The 20045-nt window shown below is 39.9% G+C and carries 23 protein-coding genes; 6 read left to right on the top strand and 17 right to left on the bottom strand.

Annotated elements, in window-relative coordinates; genetic code table 11:
- Positions 1 to 33: 33 nt before the first annotated feature.
- Together AC07XU_RS11290 and AC07XU_RS11285 are read right to left on the bottom strand one after the other, a co-directional pair.
- Positions 34 to 540 carry a hypothetical protein gene (locus tag AC07XU_RS11290; protein WP_056095394.1) on the bottom strand — a complete coding sequence of 169 codons (507 nt, stop codon included), beginning with the start codon at positions 538 to 540 and terminating at the stop codon, positions 34 to 36.
- Entirely contained in the window at positions 533 to 1432 is a 900-nt protein-coding gene (locus AC07XU_RS11285) for a LysR family transcriptional regulator (RefSeq protein ID WP_056095397.1), read from the bottom strand. The genes AC07XU_RS11290 and AC07XU_RS11285 overlap by 8 nt, the downstream gene beginning before the upstream one ends.
- Before the next feature lie 144 nt (positions 1433 to 1576).
- Between AC07XU_RS11285 and AC07XU_RS11280 the strand changes: the two genes are divergently transcribed.
- The 5 genes from AC07XU_RS11280 to AC07XU_RS11260 all read left to right on the top strand — a co-directional run bounded on the left by AC07XU_RS11280 (position 1577) and on the right by AC07XU_RS11260 (position 5942).
- Positions 1577 to 2662: a c-type cytochrome gene (locus AC07XU_RS11280; protein WP_082491480.1), complete on the top strand. Its 1086-nt coding sequence runs from the start codon at positions 1577 to 1579 to the stop codon at positions 2660 to 2662.
- A 19-nt stretch (positions 2663 to 2681) separates the two neighbouring features.
- Positions 2682 to 3137 (top strand): DsrE family protein, encoded by a 456-nt coding sequence (locus AC07XU_RS11275; protein ID WP_008245470.1) that lies wholly within the window; start codon positions 2682 to 2684, stop codon positions 3135 to 3137.
- Positions 3138 to 3156: 19 nt separating this feature from the next.
- Positions 3157 to 4077, top strand: a complete 921-nt coding sequence (locus tag AC07XU_RS11270) for a molybdate ABC transporter substrate-binding protein (RefSeq protein WP_494943746.1) — start codon at positions 3157 to 3159, stop codon at positions 4075 to 4077.
- Between the two features lie 11 nt (positions 4078 to 4088).
- A complete protein-coding gene (locus AC07XU_RS11265) occupies positions 4089 to 4838 on the top strand; it encodes a substrate-binding domain-containing protein (protein WP_008245473.1) in 750 nt (249 codons plus the stop codon).
- Positions 4839 to 4955: 117 nt separating this feature from the next.
- On the top strand, positions 4956 to 5942 hold the full coding sequence (locus AC07XU_RS11260; protein WP_008245480.1) for a YeiH family protein: 987 nt from the start codon (positions 4956 to 4958) through the stop codon (positions 5940 to 5942).
- Between the two features lie 6 nt (positions 5943 to 5948).
- On the opposite strand, the gene AC07XU_RS11255 is transcribed toward AC07XU_RS11260, so the two are convergent.
- The 10 genes from AC07XU_RS11255 to AC07XU_RS11210 all read right to left on the bottom strand — a co-directional run bounded on the left by AC07XU_RS11255 (position 5949) and on the right by AC07XU_RS11210 (position 15836).
- Positions 5949 to 7340, bottom strand: coding sequence for a beta-propeller fold lactonase family protein (locus tag AC07XU_RS11255; protein WP_056095402.1), 1392 nt, complete (start codon positions 7338 to 7340; stop codon positions 5949 to 5951).
- Between the two features lie 3 nt (positions 7341 to 7343).
- On the bottom strand, positions 7344 to 7874 hold the full coding sequence (locus tag AC07XU_RS11250) for a DUF305 domain-containing protein (RefSeq protein WP_056095405.1): 531 nt from the start codon (positions 7872 to 7874) through the stop codon (positions 7344 to 7346).
- A gap of 158 nt (positions 7875 to 8032) precedes the next feature.
- Positions 8033 to 9049, bottom strand: coding sequence for a sulfite oxidase (locus tag AC07XU_RS11245; protein WP_316783311.1), 1017 nt, complete (start codon positions 9047 to 9049; stop codon positions 8033 to 8035).
- Between the two features lie 421 nt (positions 9050 to 9470).
- On the bottom strand, positions 9471 to 10457 hold the full coding sequence (locus AC07XU_RS11240; protein WP_494943745.1) for a hypothetical protein: 987 nt from the start codon (positions 10455 to 10457) through the stop codon (positions 9471 to 9473).
- Positions 10458 to 10583: 126 nt separating this feature from the next.
- Positions 10584 to 11351 (bottom strand): hypothetical protein, encoded by a 768-nt coding sequence (locus AC07XU_RS11235; protein WP_494943744.1) that lies wholly within the window; start codon positions 11349 to 11351, stop codon positions 10584 to 10586.
- A gap of 60 nt (positions 11352 to 11411) precedes the next feature.
- Complete coding sequence (locus tag AC07XU_RS11230) at positions 11412 to 11654, bottom strand: hypothetical protein (protein ID WP_494943743.1); 243 nt, start codon at positions 11652 to 11654, stop codon at positions 11412 to 11414.
- Positions 11655 to 11682: 28 nt separating this feature from the next.
- Complete coding sequence (locus tag AC07XU_RS11225; RefSeq protein ID WP_494943742.1) at positions 11683 to 11988, bottom strand: hypothetical protein; 306 nt, start codon at positions 11986 to 11988, stop codon at positions 11683 to 11685.
- 452 nt (positions 11989 to 12440) lie between these two features.
- Complete coding sequence (locus tag AC07XU_RS11220) at positions 12441 to 13328, bottom strand: cation diffusion facilitator family transporter (RefSeq protein ID WP_494943741.1); 888 nt, start codon at positions 13326 to 13328, stop codon at positions 12441 to 12443.
- Between the two features lie 73 nt (positions 13329 to 13401).
- On the bottom strand, positions 13402 to 13701 hold the full coding sequence (locus AC07XU_RS11215; protein ID WP_494943740.1) for a TFIIB-type zinc ribbon-containing protein: 300 nt from the start codon (positions 13699 to 13701) through the stop codon (positions 13402 to 13404).
- A 101-nt stretch (positions 13702 to 13802) separates the two neighbouring features.
- Positions 13803 to 15836 carry a heavy metal translocating P-type ATPase gene (locus tag AC07XU_RS11210; RefSeq protein WP_494943739.1) on the bottom strand — a complete coding sequence of 678 codons (2034 nt, stop codon included), beginning with the start codon at positions 15834 to 15836 and terminating at the stop codon, positions 13803 to 13805.
- Positions 15837 to 17073: 1237 nt separating this feature from the next.
- Here AC07XU_RS11210 and AC07XU_RS11205 point away from each other — a divergent pair.
- Positions 17074 to 17268, top strand: coding sequence for a hypothetical protein (locus AC07XU_RS11205; protein ID WP_494943738.1), 195 nt, complete (start codon positions 17074 to 17076; stop codon positions 17266 to 17268).
- A 447-nt stretch (positions 17269 to 17715) separates the two neighbouring features.
- Here AC07XU_RS11205 and AC07XU_RS11200 read toward each other — a convergent pair whose 3' ends face one another.
- Genes AC07XU_RS11200 through AC07XU_RS11180 form a run of 5 tightly spaced genes read right to left on the bottom strand, consistent with a single transcriptional unit; the run spans position 17716 to position 20043 of the window.
- Complete coding sequence (locus AC07XU_RS11200) at positions 17716 to 18510, bottom strand: phosphatase PAP2 family protein (RefSeq protein WP_494943737.1); 795 nt, start codon at positions 18508 to 18510, stop codon at positions 17716 to 17718.
- Between the two features lie 30 nt (positions 18511 to 18540).
- Complete coding sequence (locus tag AC07XU_RS11195) at positions 18541 to 19023, bottom strand: MgtC/SapB family protein (RefSeq protein WP_494943736.1); 483 nt, start codon at positions 19021 to 19023, stop codon at positions 18541 to 18543.
- A gap of 2 nt (positions 19024 to 19025) precedes the next feature.
- Positions 19026 to 19202, bottom strand: coding sequence for a DUF2188 domain-containing protein (locus AC07XU_RS11190; protein ID WP_494943735.1), 177 nt, complete (start codon positions 19200 to 19202; stop codon positions 19026 to 19028).
- Between the two features lie 23 nt (positions 19203 to 19225).
- Positions 19226 to 19837 carry an HD domain-containing protein gene (locus AC07XU_RS11185; RefSeq protein ID WP_494943734.1) on the bottom strand — a complete coding sequence of 204 codons (612 nt, stop codon included), beginning with the start codon at positions 19835 to 19837 and terminating at the stop codon, positions 19226 to 19228.
- 11 nt (positions 19838 to 19848) lie between these two features.
- Positions 19849 to 20043 carry a hypothetical protein gene (locus AC07XU_RS11180; protein ID WP_494943733.1) on the bottom strand — a complete coding sequence of 65 codons (195 nt, stop codon included), beginning with the start codon at positions 20041 to 20043 and terminating at the stop codon, positions 19849 to 19851.
- Between the last annotated feature and the right edge of the window lie 2 nt (positions 20044 to 20045).

Raw genomic sequence — 20045 nt, 5'->3', positions numbered from 1 at the left:
TGTATCGGTATATTACAGCAATATATTTGCATGTTATGTCAATATCGATGCCAGTTTGGAGATGATAACCCTGGTATCCCGGATGCAAGTAAGCCTGTTTGATTCAGTGCCGGCAGGATAGCAGGTAACTGCAATTTCTTCGATAAACGATAAGCCTGATAGGTCAATAGATTCTTTAACCTCTTGTTCAATGCTTTTCATTAGGATCATGATTAATCGGGGTTGATATGTTCTGATTTTATGAGCTAATTGCTCTATTCCCCCCTGCCTCTGGTTTTTTCTGATTTTAACTGACGATTTATCAATAGGTGTACAAGTTAGATGTTCCAAAAAGCATCCCGTGCCTTTAAAGAACTGCAAAAAATCTTCTACAGATTTAAAATCGCCAAATACCTCACTAAATGCAAGATAAATTGTTCGAAACAGATTAGTATTTCCCAGGTAAAAATGTTTATCGTCACCTCCAGGAGCTTCAGAAACAAAGAGCAGCAGCACTTTAGCTGGCTGATATTGCCTCGAAATTTCGGTAACACTATACATTATAGTTGTAGCTTTTAGCGAAGCGCATAAATAGTTCCGCCAGAGCGTCCTGCTGACCATGAAGCTGAATGAAATGAAACGGCCTTTCGATAACCATATCCTTGATATCTATGATGCGGCATTCATTATTCTTGAGCTCTTTCAATATGGAGTGGATAGATAAAAAAGCCAGGCATTTGCTGTGAATCAAATAGGATTTAATGCTTTCGGTACTACCTAACTGCATTTCTATATTTAAGTCCCCCACCTTTATCTGGTGTGCTTTTAAAGCATATGCAATAACATCTAGTGTACCAGAACCAGGTTCACGAAGTAATAAATCATAATCCTTCAACTCATTCGGTTTGATCATTTCCTTTTTCATGGCATAATTGTGACCAGAACACACCAGCACCAGCTCGTCTTTTAGATATTGTTCGTATTTAATCTGTGGGTTCCGGGAGATGCCTTCAATGATTCCAAAATCTATTTCCTTAGCAATCAAACGCTGCTCTACATCTTCTGTGTTTCCGGTAACCAGTTGAATTTGTATATCCTTAAACTTATTGTGAAACTGTGCCAATACAGGTGGAATGATATATTGTGCCACAGTACTGCTGGCACCAATCCTCAATATTCCTTTATGCTGTTTAGTAAGTAGATTCATATCATATTCCAGTTCCCGGTAAGTTCCAAAAATCTGTTCTGCGTAATGCAACAATAATTCGCCGGCTGGGGTGAGGCTGATTTTTTTGTTTCCACTGCGTTCAAATAATGACATTTTGAACTCCTGCTCTAATTCTTTAATGTGTTTGGTTACAGCAGGCTGACTGATAAATAACTCTGCCGAGGCCTTTGTAAAATTCAGCCTTTTAGCGACAGCATAAAATACTTGCAAACGGAAATCTATCATACACGGTTTTAGTAGATAACCTAAGATACAAACAATTTGTTTCAACGGGTACTGACATCATAACCTTACGTTATCATCAATAACTTTTTATGCTTTTTCTGATGAGTAGAATAAATGCACATTTGTAACAGAAAAATATTGGTTATGAATAAGGAATCAACAGAAAAAGAAATCAGACAAGCACTTATATATACAGCCAGGACAACGGCTATCATTGCGTTTCTATTTGTTGCTTGTGGAACCATTTTCATCTGCACTTTATTTTTTAATGGGCAGCCAGATGTAGTGACAGCAAAAACCAAACAGGATGTGGAAACCGGTATAGCTGCTGTTAACGTCAAAAGCCAGGTTGTACCTGCTGATGCCTGGAAAGCGCCTGATGAAAATACGATTCCGGCGGACACCAAGTACGGCCAGATGATCAGGTATGGCAAAGAATTAATAGCACATACGAGCAAATATTTTGGGCCAAATGGATCCATAGCCCGTATTACAAATGGTATGAATTGTCAGAATTGTCACCTCGAGGGTGGAACCAAACTGTTCGGAAATAATTATGCTGGTTTTATTTCCAGTTTTCCTAAAATGAGTGGCAGATCAGGAAAGGTTGAACCTGCATCGGCACGTATTGCAGAGTGCTTCAATCGAAGTCTTGCAGGCAAAGTACCAGACGAATCTAGTAAAGAGATACAGGCAATGCTGGCTTATATGAAATGGCTTGGAACAGGTGTAAAAAAAGGGGAGAAAGTGTTTGGAACGGGAACCGAAAAATTAAAATTCCTGGATAGGGCAGCGAATGTCAAACATGGAGCGATTTTATATACCAGTAAATGTCAAAGTTGTCATGGTGCAAATGGTGAGGGAATACTCGATGAAGACAAACTAACTTATGTTTATCCGCCATTATGGGGCAAACACAGCTACAATGATGGCGCAGGGATGTATAGACTCAGTAACTTTGCGGGGTTCGTAAAGAACAATATGCCATATGGTGCCAGATATGGAGATGCGCAGTTAAGTGATGAGGAGGCCTGGGATCTCGCTGCTTTTGTGAACTCACAGCCAAGACCACATAAAGATCAGGGAAAAGATTACCCTGATTTGTTAAAAAAACCTTTTGATGCGCCATACGGACCATATGCCGACAAATTTTCTGAAAATCAACATAAGTATGGTCCATTTGCACCAATTGTAACCTCCGAAAAACAAGTAAAACTAACAACTAAATAAATCATCAAAATCTAAAATCATGAAAAAAATAACCTTAATCTGTACATTATTTTTGCTGATCGCAGCAACCTCGGCCACTTTTGCCCAAGCTACACCTGCTAATTTTACAGGGGCAAAAGCCACCCTGAAAAATTATAAGGCACTGTATGTAATCAATAACGGTGATGAGAAAAAGATTGCAGGAACACTTCGAAACCTAAAAAATGCACTCGACGATCCCAGGTTAAAAGGGAAAATCAATGCAGAACTTATTGCCTTTGGAGATGGCGTAGCTGTTTACCAGAAGAACGGATCTTTTGAAAAAACATTGTTAGAACTGCAATCCAGAGGAGTAATTCTTGCACAATGTGAAAATACCGTCAGAGAAAGGAAAATCGAAAAAAATACCTTATTTGATTTTATCAGTTATGTACCCAGCGGCAATGGTGAAATCATCATCCGTCAATATCAGGGATGGGCAGTTGTACATCCTTAAACCAAATAATTAGAAAATCATGAAATATATAAATCACACCTTTTTAGCCACAGTTGCATTTTTATTGCTTTGTGGAAATGTTAAGGCCCAGGATCATCGCTTTGATCCGCCCTGGAATACTCCACCTGAAAGTAAAGTTCAGTTCACAGTACCTGGAGTAGACAATGTGCCTGATCTTTTTGGAGACATTAATGATCCCCAACTGGTGGTTTTCTTTGCCGGTAACCAGTTTATGTGCATTGACGAATTAATTGCAACCTTTAAAAAGTCATATCCACATTATCAGCGGGTATTTGCCGAAACGCTTCCCCCAGGCATTTTAGCCCAACAAATAAAAACCGGTAGCATTGTGGTGGGCAACATGAGAATTACCTTAAAGCCGGATGTTTATACAGCTGGTAAGAACCGGATAGACATGACCCCTGAATGGTTTAGCAAAACGACTTTATATGCTAGAAACAGGTTGGCAATCATGGTCCAAAAGGGAAATCCGAAGGCATTGAAGTCACTCAAAGATTTAGCAAATAAAGAGCTGAGGATCAGTATGCCCAATCCAGAGAATGAAGGGATCGGTAAACGTATTGAAGAAGCCTATGTGAAAGCTGGAGGGGAAACATTAAAATCTACCATCATGGAAGATAAAGTTAAAGATAAGACTACTTATCTTACCATAATCCATCATCGCCAATCACCAATGAGGATCCTATACAACGAAAGTGACGCCGCTCCAGTATGGTATACTGAGGCCTACTATCAGAAAATGATTGGCCATCCTGTTGAGCTCATTGAAATTCCTGAAAAAGAGAATATCCATGCGCAATATATAGCGGGACAGTTAAAAGATGCGCCACATCCGGCCGCTGCAAAAGATTTTATGGATTTTTTGATCAGTCCGCAGGCTGCTGCCATCTACAAAAAGTTTGGTTTTGATTTACCTTAAACATAAACACAATGAAAAATATATTTTTAACCATATTGTCAGTCGTTGCTGTAGTGACCATTGGGAATGCACAAATCCCAAACGATACTTTATATGTCTATGGTCCCGGTGGGCCGCTCGGACCGATCAATGAATGTGCGAAGGTTTTTGGAAAGCAGCATGATATCGTAATTAAAGTCACTGCCGGGCCAGATAATGAATGGATGCCGGATGCAATGAAACATGCAGATCTGTTCTTTGGAGGAGCAGAATACATGCTTTCAAAATTCATGTCTGACCACCCAAACATGATAGTGGCGAACTCTCGGACAGAGTTATATAAACGTGCGGCAGCGATCCTGGTACGGCCCGGCAATCCTAAAAACATCAAAAATCTGGGCGATCTCTGTAAACCAGGTGTGAAAATTCTTGATGTGAATGGGGCTGGGCAAATGGGGCTTTGGGAAGATTTGGCAGGTCGACAAGATCTGATTGCAAACATACAGCAGCGTATAGCAGGTACATTTGCAAATTCGGCATTGGGTATTGCTGCATGGAAAAATGATCCTCAATATGATGCCTGGATAACATTTGGCTCCTGGCATAACCGTTTACCAGACCTCACCTCAATGGTTAGGATTCCTGTTACACAAACAGTCTATAGAGGTACACCTGTAGTGAGGGGTAGCACTGGTACGCATAAGTCGGAAACTGAGGATTTTATCAAGTTTATGCAATCCGATAAAGGACATCTCATTTTCAAAAAATGGGGTTGGGAATAAATAATGTCTAAAAACTTATCTTCTATAACATGAAGTTATGGAAGATAAGTTTTAATGATTTGATCGGGGTTTATTAGTTATGGATCTTTGAATTAGAAAATAAAGACAATCAAAATTATGACACAAATCAAAGACAATTCAAATTCTTCTAAAATAAAGGCGGGTAACCTGCTAAACTTAAATTTAAACACCCGTAAAATTATCTTCATCCTGGCAGTTTTGCTGTGCCTCTTTCCATTTATGTCGCCTCCTTTAGCCTTATTGCTAGGATTAGTATTGGCGCAACTAATGGAACATCCCTATCTGCATTTAAATCACAAGGCCACAAACCTGCTGCTAAAAATTTCTGTTGTCGGGCTAGGATTTGGAATGAATGTATTCAGTGCAATGAAAGCAGGAAAAGAAGGCGTACTGTTTACCGTAGTTTCTATTTTCGGAGTGCTTATCATTGGTTTTATCCTGGGAAAAGTATTTAAAATAGAACGTAAAACATCTTTTTTGATATCAGCTGGAACGGCGATCTGTGGTGGAAGTGCTATTGCTGCATTGTCGCCTGTAATGAACGCAGAAGAAAAACAGATCTCCGTTGCAATGGGTACTGTTTTTATACTCAACTCGGTGGCCTTATTTCTTTTCCCCGCTATCGGACATGCGCTTAACTTGTCACAGTCACAATTTGGTATGTGGTGTGCCATTGCTATTCACGATACCAGTTCTGTTGTTGGGGCAGCCAGTAAATATGGTGAACAAGCACTACAGATAGCCACAACTGTTAAGTTAGCCAGAGCACTATGGATTGTTCCCGTAGCGTTTGGTACATCTTTCCTGTTCAAAAGCAACAATAGCAAAGTTAGTATACCCTATTTTATAGGGCTATTTATCCTGGCAATGATCGCCAACACCTACTTACCTTTTATTAAGCCTTTTGCGCCCTACTTTGTAGCATTAGCAAAAGCAGGCTTAACTTTAACCTTGTTCCTGATAGGAAGCGGACTCTCATTTACTATCTTGAAAGCAGTGGGGATAATGCCACTGTTACAAGGCGTAATTTTATGGATAGTAATTTCAAGTGCTGCATTATGGGCAGTTATATCTTTGGTTTAAAATACATTAGTTACTGATCATCACCAGCTTTTTTGAAAGATCATCAATAAGAACCACATGTTTATAATCGGCGCCACCTGTTCCTACACTCTTAATTATCCCCGAGGATTGACCGCTAAAAGCTCCTTTTTCATCGGTCTTAAAAGAATTGATGACATAATCTGCGTTAAACGTATCATTTGAGGAGTTGGTTAACGCTAAAGTATACGAAGTATTTGGCTCGAGTTTTTTAAAGTCCTGTTGGACAAGATCAGTCAAGCCTACGCTTCTTACGTTTAGCATGCCTGATGACATTGAATTATCCTTATTCATCAATTTAATCACCTGACTTTTGTCTGCAAGATTAAGCGGGGTTAAATTTTCTTTTGAGGCATTTGCAGGGCTGGCATTAGCGGCGTACAACAATGCTTGCGGACATTGTCCAATAGCAATGGTTTTTACAACGGCCATTTTTACCAGATCAACCACTTGTACCTGGTCATCATTTTCTAATCCGACATATGCAAATTTACCATCTGCCGAAGTCCAGACGCCATGTGGCAATGATCCTGTCGCAACGCTATCAGTAAGCTTGAAATCTTGTGAAACACTAAATACTTTTAAGCTGTTTTCTCCGCCAATGGTTGCCAGCATCACAGGTGAATCATTAACTAAAGTAAAAGTGACATGGTTGGTAATTGGACCTGTATTTAGTACTGTATGTATCGTATTTGTCTCCGTGCTGATGACAGTGATCTTCCCTACATCCTTATGTGTCAATGCAATCCATTTCCCATCAGGACTACAGAATATATTTGGAGAAAATGGACTAACTACTGGAATACGCTTTACAATAGCATAAGAAGTTGCATTCACTACATCCACTTCTGCAGTAAAGCTGGAACAAATATAAGCCCATTTTCCATCTGGAGTAAAAGCAACCATTCCCGGGCCGTCGGCTACTGGAATTTGCTTGATTTCAATCAGTTTATTTGCATCAATTACGCTGATATACGATTCTCCTCTTACCGATATCCATGCCTGTGATCCTGAAGGGTTAAAGGTTGCCTCATGCGGTGAACGTCCGATATAAACAGTTTTTAAAACTTTATTTTTTGCTGTTGAAATAAAGGTTACTGAATTTGATCCAATGGAAACCGCTGCTAGTAATTGCCTTTTAGGGGAATAACCCAGGCCATGAACCAGGGCCTGTCCCTTATATAGAGGACTTAAGATATCAGGTTGGGGTTTACCAAGAACAATATTTCCTAATAGCGTTTGTGTTGAGGGATCTAAGACAGAAACCGTATTAGATATCTGATTGCCTGTATAAACCCTGTCTTGGGCATAGATTGATTGTGCTTTTGATTGTAGGGCAAAACTGAATATTAATAGCGTAAACAAGGATATCTTTTTCATATGTTAATGGGAGTTTGTAAATGTCTTCATTTGTTGGATTTCTATCTGTTCATCTGAGATAATATTCTCGGCCAGTCTTTTTACATTTTTATTTTTTCCATACCGCAACTCAACTTTAGCCATGTCGATGGCAGCCTGATGGTGAGGAAGCATTATCCTTGCAAAGGACAGATCAGTATCAGACAATTGTTTTTCTTCAGGCATTTGTTCCATCATCACTTTCATCATCTTCTGGTTGGCGTTTTGATGTTGGTTGCCTGTAGCGATAAATCCTTCAGGATGGCTGAGCAGGAGTCGCATTTGCTGAATCTGGGTTTGTTGCTCAGCTTTGATACTTTTAGCTAGCTGAATCATTTCTTTATTTTTTCCGGTCTTAATCTCTTCTTCTGCCATATCAATAGCACCCTGGTGATGTGGGATCATCATTTGTATGAAATCTCTGTCTGCAGATGTGGTAGCTGATATTTCATCCATCTTCATCATCATATGAGCCATTTGCCCAAGGAAGACATTTTTTTTAGTTGCCATTTGCATGTGTTCATGTTGTGCTCGTGCAGAGAAACTAGCAAATAGTAGAAGTATAGACGTGAATCTGATCATGGTTTGATGTAGAATATTAATTGTGATAAACTGTTTATGCCAAACAAGCCTTATGCGATAACCGCAAGATCCTGAAATTTGTTCTTATTGAGCTATATTACATCTACATCAATTGGCGAGATAAAATTAACCATGTAAGTTCTTCTGTCTAAATCATGCTCCATGGGTTGCGTTTTGCCATTTTGATCTGTCGCTCTAGCCATTAAACTATATCTTCCAGTCTTAGCAGGAACCACCCATTCAAATTCAAATAGCTGCCAGGCGAAAGGGATAGCAGGACCAATTAATTTTGCTGGTTGCCATGAATTTCCTTTATCCGTGCTTATTTCTACTTTCGATAGGTTACTATCACCTGACCATCCTGCACCCCTTACTTGATAAGGTTTTCCAGCCGGCACCGCTTCAAACAATACCGGCCTTGATATTTCAGACTTAACCAATGTAGTGGTTACGGGCGTCAAGGTAGGTAGTCCTTCAACACGCTTCCAGTAAGCATATTCAATCGTCTGCCAATAGCCATCAAACGGCTTTTCAGATGCAGTAATTTTCATCAGCCATTTCACAGATGCCATACCATACCATCCTGGAATAATTGCCCTTGCCGGGAAACCATGTTCAGCACTCAATGGTTTTCCATTCATTTCATAGGCGATGATGATGTGATCCTGCATTGCTATATTTAACGGAATGCTTCGGGCGAATTTGATTTTTCCTGGTGATTTCGGCTCTTCTGTAATCATCCCCTCATCATTCCCTTCCAAAATAATGTCTACCGTACCCACCTTTATGCCAGCCTTCTTTAACAATACGGATAAAGGTACTCCTGTCCATTCAGCATTGCTGATCCCACCTTGTTCCCATCCTAAACCCTTCACTTTTGGGGCGAGGTTAGCACGTCCGTTTCCGGCACATTCTATAGTAGCCATTACCTTTTTTGCAGGAAGCTTTTTAAGTTCGCTCAGATTGATCTTTATGACATGATTGGTGTTGCCGCCAATCTCTAATTCCCAATTTGTAGCATCAATATTGGGAATATTAAAATGACTCCTGATGAAGAACTGGTTATTTGGAGTAATCCTGTTTTTTAACGTAGGAAATGGAAACTCCATATTTAATGGCTTTTTCTCTAGCGTAATAAGTCCTGGAAAGTCATTGTCTTCTCTGGTTTGTTGAATCTCCTTCGCCGAAGCCCAGGATGGTATTGTTGCGCCAGCTATCACCGGGATAATTCCAGTAACAAAATTACGTCTGTTTAACGTGTAGTTTTGTGATGTTTTGTCGTTTTTCATTTCAATAAATGTAGGTGATTACAATATAGCCAAAAATCTCTCATAGGATAACTTGTATTCTTCCTTTTTCTTGATGGTTGAAAGGAAACAACTGTAGACTTTACTTCATCGCTGGCCTGCTAGAAAAGACACAATAGTTCTATAACTGTTTATCAAATACTCATCTCAATTTCTATCAAAAAACGGTGGAATAATGGAATATTCACCATCGTTTCACGTATCTAGTGTTATATATAGTTTATTATATCTTTCTGTAAAATTCTTTAGAGAAATGCTTGTCATTTACCATCGAGAAAAGCTCATTAACATGACTTTGTTCTTTTCTTCTATGCGGATCTTTTGTCCCATGATAACCAACATTTTTCTCAAATTGTTCTGTTTCGATCTTAGCTAAGATTAACCGTATCTCTTCACAAACTAACTCATAGTCATAACATATATTTTTAAGTTCCATAGTTTTAATATCTGTAATTATATATCTATGAACGACTTTGTTCCTCAAATCATAAAGTTTATAAAGTTGGTTGTATTGTACTTCAGATAAGATTTCCATTTCTCTGGCTTTTTGGTAAATCTTCTTTTCCATAATAGGCTTATCTATTTCCGCTTGATACAAGTATTCAAGTTTAAACAAAAAAGTATTTTCTATGATTTGATATTTATGAACAATACACAGACGCAAGTATGCATCGATTTGATTTGCGACAATGATTATTAGCTCTATGAAAGAACGATTTTTTATTGCTTTATTTTTCAAATCAAATGAGGCAGCTAAAGAAGCATTGAATTTGTCAAACCTATCATAATTAACAGCAAATTCTCTGCGGTCCAAACTTAAACACATTAATGTTGAAAGACTATCTTCTACTTTTGCAATTTGTTTTTTAACAATATTCAAATTTTGCTTCGTTGGTTGACAAACAAATTTTGCCATAAAAAAATAATCTTCAACTACTGTTGCCCAAAGCAAAATTTTAAATTCATCGTCAGGAAGTTCAGTTTTAATGAACTCTAATTTATCATCGTTAAAACATCCTTTGGGTAGGTGAGGATTTATTATTTGCTCACTTTTATGGTAACAGCTTATTTGAAAACATCCTTGGGTATTTTGAAATAACTCAAAGCTGAACGGAGATTTGTTTTCATAGCCTGCGACTTCATTTTTGTAATGCCAGTTTAATGGAATTTTAATCTCAAATATTCCTTGTGGGTGTGTAAAATACTTCATGGACTTAAGATAAATCTGCTCTTATAGGTGTAATATCCTTGTGTAAGGATATCCATTAACGGTGGAATAATGATAATGGCTTACACCAATACCTTCGTTTTATTGTAACAGATATTACGGGATTAATTAAGACGTTTGTTTCCCATAATCTAATAAATCAATGTGAACTGGCGTTGATTTATATTTTCCTGATTTCATGCTATCTATAAATTCTTCTTTAGATATGCCGAACGCACTGGATATATAATGAAAATGCGCTTGGCCATCCTTCCAATTTTCTTTTCCGCTAATACTATTATATGTTATAAAAAAGCAGTGCCATAGATCATCATTTTCAAAGAAATGGGAAACGATAACCTTTCGATGCTCAATAACATTTTTTAGTTCGCCATCACTAAGATCTGTTTCTCCTACCTTATCAATAGAACCGTCTTCTTTCATCCGAAACATTTTTGGCAGTTTCTTCCCTTCCAATCCTGCAGGTAAATTTTCAAATAAATACTTACTGTATAGTAATCCGAAATCAGAATACGATTTAAAAATGAGCGACATGAGTTCGTCTGGATTAAATTTGATACCTTTTAATAAGCTTATTTGGTCCTTTTTGCGACTTGTCTTTAGTAGCTCTAATAAACTACCATCCACCTCTGTCTTTTCAAATGCTTCAAAAAACTCTTCCAAACCAACTTTAGCATTCTTTATATAAAAATCTTTGCTCACCATTGACGCTAAAAATGGGTCTTTAGCACTTAATAAGTCATGCAAAACAATAGCTCTTTTTTCGAGTTCAGCGGATTTATAAAATTCAATTGGATTTACTTTCTCTACTTTATCAGTTGAAAAAACTCGAGTAAAGCCCTGTCCATTTTCGTCAAATATTTTTTCTGTATGCATGTGATGATTGTTTAGCGGTCGAAATACTATAATAGGTTATTGCCATCTATATTTTTAAGTTTAATCATTGTTAAATTTATAAGCCTTATACGGATCGTAGCTTTGACTTTTGTTTTTAGAAGCATCCCATTTCAGACGGTTTTGCTTTTTCCTTTCGGCATCCTCCGCTAACAAATCATCAACGTCATCTTCTGATAGACTTTCTAAATATTTTTCGTGTTCATCATAGCGCTTTTCTTGTTCTTCCTGCTTTTGCCATTCAGCATCAGCTTTTTCCATCAAAAAATCTTCTTCGTTTTCCATTTTTATCTTGTATTTAACAACTGACCCGCTAATTTGCCATATAATCTGAATACTTGAAAAGATCAGTATGTACAAATCTCTCGGTATTGTCTTGGATAACTCCGTCATCACCAAACATAATAGCAACATTATATCCATTTATAGGAACCAATACAGGGGCACCACCTAAAAGCAATTCGTTTACAATTTCTTGTGTAATTGGCTTATCCAGGCTAAAGTTTTCATCATTGAAGAAACTTGCTAACCAATTGTAGACCTCGGTTTCATTCCTGCACATTACAGGGTTGATAAGCGCCTTTGGTTCATTTGTTTTAATAAATCCTATTAACAGCATACGGTCGAAATGTTATAATGGTGAATTTGTCTTTAATAATAAGCTGGCAAGAGAACCAGACTAAGTTTTTTGAAGTAGTCTCTGAAAAAATCACAGGGTACAGTTCCAGAATTTAACGTTGAACTTGTTATTGGACTATTAGTATTGCCAATAGGCGTTGGGCTTATAATACCTTTTCTGTTAAACCAGGACAAGAACCTGGATACTATCTGTCTCAATGGCGTAAATGAGCTTGCTCATTTCTCCCTTCTTCCTAACAAATGAACCGTATGGATATTTTCCAGGGATCGCAAGTGACCATCAGCCTGATGGATTTTTGTGCCTCCGTTGTCCGGGCAGTTAATACTCTGAAGGAACCTTCAAAATAGACCAGTCTACATGTTCCACCAAAATGAACTGGAGGAGTCCTGGTCTGCATCACTTTTGGTGCATTATGCAATTACCACATAGCGTTAAAGATGAGTTTCCTGTTCTTCATATTTGCCCATCTCCAATTGTATAGTGGTATGCCTTATTTTATAATTGGCGGTTATTGTGTCATTAATTAATTGCAGGGTGCTGTGATAAGATAACCCTTCATTTATTACGATGTGTGCACTCATGGCGTTAAAGCCTGATGTAAGTACCCAAACATGGAGGTCGTGCACTGCTTTTACGCCCGGAATTTCAGTAATACCGGCTCGCAACTCTTCCACGTTTACATCAGAAGGTGTTCCTTCCAGCAACACCCCTATCGCATCTTTCAATAATATCCATGTACGCGGTAGTATAAATAGCCCGATGCCCGCAGAAATTAATGGATCGGCATACCACCAACCGGTAGTTAGCATAATGATAGCAGCTATAATTACTCCCACCGATGTAAGCATATCGGAAAGCACTTCGAAATATGCCCCTTTCATATTGAGGCTTTCGTTAGAGCCTTTGCGCAAGATGAGCATCCCGATGATATTTATAACCAGTCCAATGCCTGCAACTATAAGCATCGTTTTACTGGATACCTCAGGAGGATTTTTAAATCTTCCGTACGCTTCATATAAAATATATATCGATATCCCTATGAGAACAACAGCATTGGCAAGTGCTGCCAGAATTTCAGCACGGTAATATCCATAGGTACGTTTGTTCGTAGCGGCACGCTGGGTCATATGTATGGCAAACAATGCTAGGGCTAGTCCGCCAACATCAGTAAGCATGTGTGCTGCATCAGCCAGCAGCGCTAGGCTTCCAGTTAGAACGCCTCCTATTACTTCTGCAACTAGGTAAGAGCCTGTCAATAATAAAACTATTTTTAACTGTTTCTTGTTTTGATAGCCTGCTGAGGCATAATTTTCTGACATGATTAAATGATTTATCTAGATTCATTAATAGCTGTTGCAAATGGATAACCTAAAATTCGCTATAGTGTGCAACTTAAAAATCGAACAAATTTCCCAAGAAACCTCTTTTGCCATGCTTGCTGTAACCGCCGTGATGTCCGCCATCTCCATGATGGCCGCGCTGATTGTAAGGGTCGTTATAGTTTTGGTTTTGTTGGTTTTGGTTTTGGTTTTGTGGATTTTGGGCCGGTGCTTCCTGCTCAAGTGATTTTTCGATTATCTTATCAAGCTCGCCTTTGTCGAGCCATACGCCGCGGCATTTAGGGCAGTAATCAATTTCTATTGTCTGCCTTTCGGTCATCAATAATGTTTCGTTACAGGATGGACAATTCATAAATTATGGTTTTAAGTTAAAATTAAAAAAAATTGATCCGCCATTCGGCGGGGCAGACAACAATGATAACAAACAGAGCGTCTCGCTGGCTTGTCAGCAAATCATACTCTCATCTTCTGAATCCTGACCGCGTTTACAATAGCTAATAATGCCACTCCCACGTCTGCAATAACGGCTTCCCAAAGGCTCGCAATACCTCCGGCGCCTAACGCAAGTACTATGGCTTTGACCACCATGGCCAGAATAATATTCTGCCATACTATATTCCTGGTAATCTTTCCGATTTTAATGGCAGATACAATTTTAGAGGGTTGGTCGTTCTGAATTACTATATCTGCTGTTTCTATTGTTGCGTCGCTTCCTAGACCTCCCATCGCAATACCAGCATCTGCCAGGGCTACCACGGGAGCATCATTTACTCCATCACCTATGAAGGCTATGCGGAATCCCTGATCTTTATAAACCTGTACTTTCTCAACTTTCCCTTCTGGCAATAAATCGCCGAAAGCATCATCTATCCCGATCTGTTTGGCAACATTATCTACCACCGACTGCTTATCGCCGGAGAGCATTACTGTTTTGAGGTTTAGTGCATGCATTTGTTTGATTGTTTCTGCTGCGTCCTCCTTTATTTCGTCAGCAATAGTAATATACCCGGCATATTTATTGTTCACCGCAACAACCACAATGGTATCAACTACCTTTTCCACTTCGGGAGGAAAGGCTATGTTAAACTTCGTCATCAGCTTCACATTTCCTGCAAGAACTTCTTTTCCGTCAACAGTTCCTTTGAGGCCATGGCCCGAAATTTCCTCTACATTTGTGGCTGCCATTGTGCCTACCGAATTTCCAGCATGTTCGACCACTGCTTTCCCTACCGGATGGGTAGAACTTTTTTCAAGTACTGCTGTAAGACGAACCAATTCTTTTTCATCAATATCCTGGACAATAACCTTTTGGACTTTAAAAACGCCTTTGGTTAATGTACCGGTTTTATCCATGATAACGGCGTTAATCTTAGTCATTACATCCAGGAAGTTTCCTCCTTTAAACAAGATGCCATTTTTGGATGCCAGACCGATGCCCCCGAAATAACCTAGAGGGATTGATACCACAAGTGCGCAGGGACAGCTGATAACCAGGAATACTAAGCCTCGATATAACCAGTCGTTGAACACATAGCTATCGACCACAAAGTAAGGGACAACCACTAACGCTAATGCAAGGAAAAATACTATCGGCGTGTAAACCTTTGCAAACCTGGAAATAAATAATTGTGTTTGAGATTTTCTGGCGGTAGCGTCCTGCACCATTTCCAAAATCTTACTCAGCTTGCTATCTTTAAACAGTGCCGTAACTTTAACTTCGGACACGGTATTAAGATTAATCATTCCGGCAAAGATAGGTTCGCCTTTATATTTTGTATCCGGCTTGCTCTCGCCCGTGAGGGCAGCGGTGTTAAAAGAAGCAGTTTCCGAAATCAGTTCGCCATCCAAAGCTACTTTTTCGCCTGACTTTATCTGTATGGTTTCTCCTAACTCAATTTCGGAAGGACTAATCACTGATGTTTTTCCATCCCGGATAACCGTTACTTCATCCGGTCTGATATCAAGCAATGCCTTGATACTTGCTTTTGCTCTTCGCACAGCGGAATCCTGGAACCATTCTCCAATTGAATAAAACACCATTACGGCAACGCCTTCGGTGTACTCACCAATATAAAATGCGCCCAATGTTGCCACACTCATCAATACAAACTCATTAAAAACGTCTCCGCGTTTCGCTTTACGGAACCCCATTGCCAAAACCCCCCAGCCAGCCAGCAGGTAAGCTATGGCATTTACTATTAAAGCGTAAGGGTCAGGAAGTTTATAGTCAAAGGCATATTCCAGCACTAAAAGAGCCGCAAGGATTAATAGAGACGCTAGTAAATCCCAGTGCTCAATCCACCATGGCTTATCTGATGCGTCCTCAGAACCTTGATTGCGACCATCAACACCATGTTCATCACCGTGGTCATTGTGATTATGGCCCTCATGCCCGCTAGATTTCTGGTATATGCCCACTTTATCATGTGTGGTTTCAATCTCGGCATCTTTCTGTTCGAAGGGCATGCCTTTTTCTTTGTTGTTCATAATAACTGTAGATTATCAAGTGATACTAGTTTTCCTATGTTATTCATTTTTTGGTGCTTTTCGGGTCATCAAATACTACCTTTTCCGGCGGAAGTGCTAGTGGGCAGCTCCAATTCCGATTTTATCCTCCATATTTAGCTCCCGATTAACTTACTGGTGTCCAACATCTAAGCTACGGAATTCGCTACATCCAGGTGCGCTACCGTTTCGTAAAAGATCTTCATCGTTCCTATCTGACAAGAGCATAGCTTTACCGACAGCAGGTTTTATTTTTGATTAATTAAGCCAATATCTCCTTCTGTCATTTCATCTATAACGATACCTAGTACGCTATGGTTTAAATGCCCCCATAAAACTACCAATTAATAAATAAAAAAGAAAGCACACAGTTAAAAATCAACTTGATAACCGGGACGATAGCTGCAGATATTCAAAGGGTGTGCCAGTTAATTTTGATGCCGCTGAAATGTAATCTAACTAATAAAATCCTATCATACATGTAATTATAGACATATTAGCAATGCAAGGCTGTGGGAAAAAGTCCTTCCCGCAAGAAATAAGTTCAATTTTCCATACAGAAAAAACCAGGGCAATAGCAAGAAAGGTCTTGTCAAGAATTAGCTTGATAGATTACATTTTTGTTGAATCAAGCGCTTAGTTTCCGTAGTAACCGAAACTGTCGCTATCGTTTCATTGTTGATCTTCAGTTCATCTGGTGGAAGAATAACAAGCTCCTTATGTAGGATATCCTCCGTGGGTATTCTTTTATCATCTCAGGCATCGGATGGAACGTATAAGTATTCGGGAAGTACAAGCTATGGCGCAGATTGGTTAATGACAGACGTTTTTTGCGTGTTCAGAGCAGAAGCGCCTTATACTCTATTTGTATAATTAATTTAAATCCGTGAAACAGAAAATATCTAGCAGGGTGTATTTTGCATTTTCTCAAACAAATTAGTTTTGTAGTTGTCTTTAAAAGACTAATGATCAGTTTGGGTATGAAAAATTTAACAGCTGCTTTTTTTGCTACGCTTTCTCTTTTTGTTATGGGTGGATTCGACAGCATAGATAGTAGCCGCCCGCGAGCATTAAGGGTCGCAGAGTTGAGTTTACTACATTTTCTCCTTAGGCTAATCCCATATAACAGTGATCGTTTAAAGCCTTTTATTGCCTAAAAATACTGCGAAAACTTCGCGGACACAATCAAATTAATTTTTAACCACTAAATTCTGAAGTTATGAACACTGAAAATTCGAAAAAAGAGACGCACAAACATCCAGAACACCATGAGCACGAGGAACACCATCCTCACAAAGAGCATCATGAAGGACCAGAACATGCAGATGAAATGGAGCATCACAAAGAAAAAGAACACCATTCAGAGGCGGAACATCATGATGAGGACGAACATCACGATCCAAAGAAAAGTTGATATGTATATCTGGATTGGACTAGGCTTAGGGTCGAGTCCAATCCATTTTAACTCATTAGCAACAATGAGTTTTGCGAAACAAGATTGATCGTTATGTTTGTAAAATAGAGACAAAGCTTCAAATTCTAAAGAGCCTTCAGCTATTTTCATTAGGTTTACCACAGGCGGTTGTTCGTTTGATAAGTTGTCCAGGTATTTATTATTTAACGTTGTCCGGGTCCATAGATTTGACCTTCCCCCTAAAATTGCACACTTCTGGTTCATGCCGGTCAGGACATTGGACAGTGGTCATTTTCCGGTCTTTGGATTGCCGATCGGGGGCAACTTTATGATCAGTTTGCACTTGTTTCATATCTGTAGTCTTAACAAGAGAATGCTTGGGCTATTGGATAACCAAATTATTATTTATTGGGCAGAGTTATATTAGTTTTTTGTCTATGCCCTATATTAAAATGTTTTAACCATCCAGAAACCGGTCGCACCTTTGTTGTAGGTTGGCGATATCAACACAGTATTTTTGGATTTACCTTGAAATATTTTTTTGATTTTCGGATATAGCCAATATGAAGCCTTGGTTGACAGAACGCCAACACCAGCGCCAGCTATGACATCACTGAGCCAGTGCCGGTTGTTATACATCCTTAACACCCCCACCGAAACCGCGGCGGTATAGCCGGATATCGTATACCATAACGACTGTTCACCGTATTCCCTGCGAAGGAACTCTGCCGATGCAAACCCTTCGGCAGCGTGGCCGGAAGGAAATGCATTTGGGGTGCCGTCAGGTCTGGTCACGGCCGTGATCCGCTTAAGGCTTTGGGTGGTACCATTTAAGATGATGTTAGAAAGCAAATAAATGCCGCTCTGATCGGAAACGTTGTTTTTCCCCTTGACAGCCAGGCCATTTAGGACGAATACTGCTGCCCCGGGGGCAAATTGCAGGTAATCGTCTACTATGAATTGCCGATGGGGGTGTCCGCTGTAAAATTCATGTTTAGCTTCCTGGTCAAGCCTTGTGAGGGCGTTGTTGTCCAATTTTATAAAGCCATAGGCAATAGCTGCCCCTGGGATGATGAACGCCGATCCCGAGTAAGCCTTCTGGAATTTGTGCTTTGAGATTTTAGATTTCATTCCCGGCGTATCGGACTGTACCTTTATAGTATCAACGGCCTGCTGGGCAAAAGTGCTAACCGTAAATAATATTTGTAATATATACATAAAACACCGGAGGCAGTTTTTCATTTCTGTAGTTCTAAAGCGTCATTTATGTGGTCAATCATCTGGGTTTTCAATTTTATGCTCTTTCTGCATTTTGGTTTTCCACCTTAAATACCATTTGTGGTGATGGAGACTTAACAGAAAATAGACAGCCGCCGCCGCAACTACGGCAATGATCAGCATTTTCAGCCCAACTGCCACACCGATCCCTGCCGTGCACCATACCGTTGCCGCCGTGGTCAGTCCCTGCGAATTGCCAGTCTTGTCGTTTTTGTATATGATCCCTGCGCCAAGGAAACCTATTCCCACAAGGATATTGGCAATTATCCTTGATGCAGCGGCCGTATCGCCCATATGCTCACCGATCGCCGTGTAGAGCGTTGCCCCAAGGCATACCGCGGCATAGGTCCTGATGCCCGCACTGCTGCCATGTTTCTCGCGGTCAAAACCAATCCATGCGCCCAGGGCAAAAGCGATGATTAATCTCAGCACAACACTCAGTTCACTGTCAAGGTCCATTGAATTGATCAGTTCCATTCCTAGCCCTCCATTTCCTGGAACCATTCTATTGCCTGTTTTATAGCTTCATCCACGATGGAAAGCTCCTTGACCCTGCCCTCCTGTTTCAGCTGGTTGGCAATCTCGATCGCCTTTTCCCTCACCTTTGGTTCAAGCCCCTCCATTTCAAGGGGAAAATTCTTTGATGTCCATTTCATAATAACTATTTTAATTAATTAAATTATTGGTGCAAACTATTGTTGATGCGTCCAGTGATGATATCGATGTTCCTTTGTTTTCCGGCCTGAAGGCGCTGCTTACAGTAGGACGTAAAAAACCGGTGGCAGCTTAGAAATAGAAGCGTACTCTCGTCCCAACCTTCCCTTGTTGCAACACCACGAAGGGAGAGCTCCTCCCTAAGCTGGTCATCGGTCCTAAGGAATTCCTCGGTGCCCAGATTGTAGGTATCTGCGTCACAGAGGATTTCCTGTAGGAAAGTCTCAGGCCTGTGCGGAATTTTGGTGGCCAGTATACAGCCCTCAATCAGACCCACAATTTCCATCGCTGAACCATGTCCGTACATAAATTCCTCCATGATCGCAATGCTCTTTTGTTCATGCTCTTCGGGTACGGTAAACAGCTGGCCGGTATCATGGAACCAAGCGGAAGAAAAAAGAACAAAGATTTCCTTCTGGTCAAGGCCATAGTGGCCTCCGATCTCCATCGCCCTTGAGACAACGCTTTTTGTATGTTCAAGGTTGTGGTACATCAATGCAGGGTTACCGTTATGCTGGAAAAGCAGCGTAACGTATTTTGGGATCTCTTTGTACAACAGAGGAATATTTACCTTCATAATGTTTATAGCTACCAGTGTTTTACTAAATAGTGGCGAAGCTTAAATGCAATGGTCAGCAACAGCAGGGCTGCTACTACCACAAAGAAAACAATCCGTAAAATTTTCTTCCCCATTGAACGTGGCGGACTTACCTTCTCCCGTGGAACCAAAGGTTCCTTTTTGATATATTTTTTGTTGCGTTTGACAGGTATTTTATTTTTCATCT

This window comes from Pedobacter sp. GW456-11-11-14-TSB4, from assembly GCF_059424425.1.
Note: the sequence above shows the minus strand (reverse complement) of the source record. Positions and strands in the feature narration are given on the sequence as shown.

Bases quoted from the DNA above. Each gene is read 5' to 3' on its own strand.
- AC07XU_RS11290 (WP_056095394.1), bottom strand. From the start codon at position 540: ATGTATAGTGTTACCGAAATTTCGAGGCAATATCAGCCAGCTAAAGTG.
- AC07XU_RS11285 (WP_056095397.1), bottom strand. From the start codon at position 1,432: ATGATAGATTTCCGTTTGCAAGTATTTTATGCTGTCGCTAAAAGGCTG.
- AC07XU_RS11280 (WP_082491480.1), top strand. From the start codon at position 1,577: ATGAATAAGGAATCAACAGAAAAAGAAATCAGACAAGCACTTATATAT.
- AC07XU_RS11275 (WP_008245470.1), top strand. From the start codon at position 2,682: ATGAAAAAAATAACCTTAATCTGTACATTATTTTTGCTGATCGCAGCA.
- AC07XU_RS11270 (WP_494943746.1), top strand. From the start codon at position 3,157: ATGAAATATATAAATCACACCTTTTTAGCCACAGTTGCATTTTTATTG.
- AC07XU_RS11265 (WP_008245473.1), top strand. From the start codon at position 4,089: ATGAAAAATATATTTTTAACCATATTGTCAGTCGTTGCTGTAGTGACC.
- AC07XU_RS11260 (WP_008245480.1), top strand. From the start codon at position 4,956: ATGACACAAATCAAAGACAATTCAAATTCTTCTAAAATAAAGGCGGGT.
- AC07XU_RS11255 (WP_056095402.1), bottom strand. From the start codon at position 7,340: ATGAAAAAGATATCCTTGTTTACGCTATTAATATTCAGTTTTGCCCTA.
- AC07XU_RS11250 (WP_056095405.1), bottom strand. From the start codon at position 7,874: ATGCAAATGGCAACTAAAAAAAATGTCTTCCTTGGGCAAATGGCTCAT.
- AC07XU_RS11245 (WP_316783311.1), bottom strand. From the start codon at position 9,049: ATGGAGTTTCCATTTCCTACGTTAAAAAACAGGATTACTCCAAATAAC.
- AC07XU_RS11240 (WP_494943745.1), bottom strand. From the start codon at position 10,457: ATGAAGTATTTTACACACCCACAAGGAATATTTGAGATTAAAATTCCA.
- AC07XU_RS11235 (WP_494943744.1), bottom strand. From the start codon at position 11,351: ATGCATACAGAAAAAATATTTGACGAAAATGGACAGGGCTTTACTCGA.
- AC07XU_RS11230 (WP_494943743.1), bottom strand. From the start codon at position 11,654: ATGGAAAACGAAGAAGATTTTTTGATGGAAAAAGCTGATGCTGAATGG.
- AC07XU_RS11225 (WP_494943742.1), bottom strand. From the start codon at position 11,988: ATGCTGTTAATAGGATTTATTAAAACAAATGAACCAAAGGCGCTTATC.
- AC07XU_RS11220 (WP_494943741.1), bottom strand. From the start codon at position 13,328: ATGTCAGAAAATTATGCCTCAGCAGGCTATCAAAACAAGAAACAGTTA.
- AC07XU_RS11215 (WP_494943740.1), bottom strand. From the start codon at position 13,701: ATGAATTGTCCATCCTGTAACGAAACATTATTGATGACCGAAAGGCAG.
- AC07XU_RS11210 (WP_494943739.1), bottom strand. From the start codon at position 15,836: ATGAACAACAAAGAAAAAGGCATGCCCTTCGAACAGAAAGATGCCGAG.
- AC07XU_RS11205 (WP_494943738.1), top strand. From the start codon at position 17,074: ATGAACACTGAAAATTCGAAAAAAGAGACGCACAAACATCCAGAACAC.
- AC07XU_RS11200 (WP_494943737.1), bottom strand. From the start codon at position 18,510: ATGAAAAACTGCCTCCGGTGTTTTATGTATATATTACAAATATTATTT.
- AC07XU_RS11195 (WP_494943736.1), bottom strand. From the start codon at position 19,023: ATGGAACTGATCAATTCAATGGACCTTGACAGTGAACTGAGTGTTGTG.
- AC07XU_RS11190 (WP_494943735.1), bottom strand. From the start codon at position 19,202: ATGAAATGGACATCAAAGAATTTTCCCCTTGAAATGGAGGGGCTTGAA.
- AC07XU_RS11185 (WP_494943734.1), bottom strand. From the start codon at position 19,837: ATGAAGGTAAATATTCCTCTGTTGTACAAAGAGATCCCAAAATACGTT.
- AC07XU_RS11180 (WP_494943733.1), bottom strand. From the start codon at position 20,043: ATGAAAAATAAAATACCTGTCAAACGCAACAAAAAATATATCAAAAAG.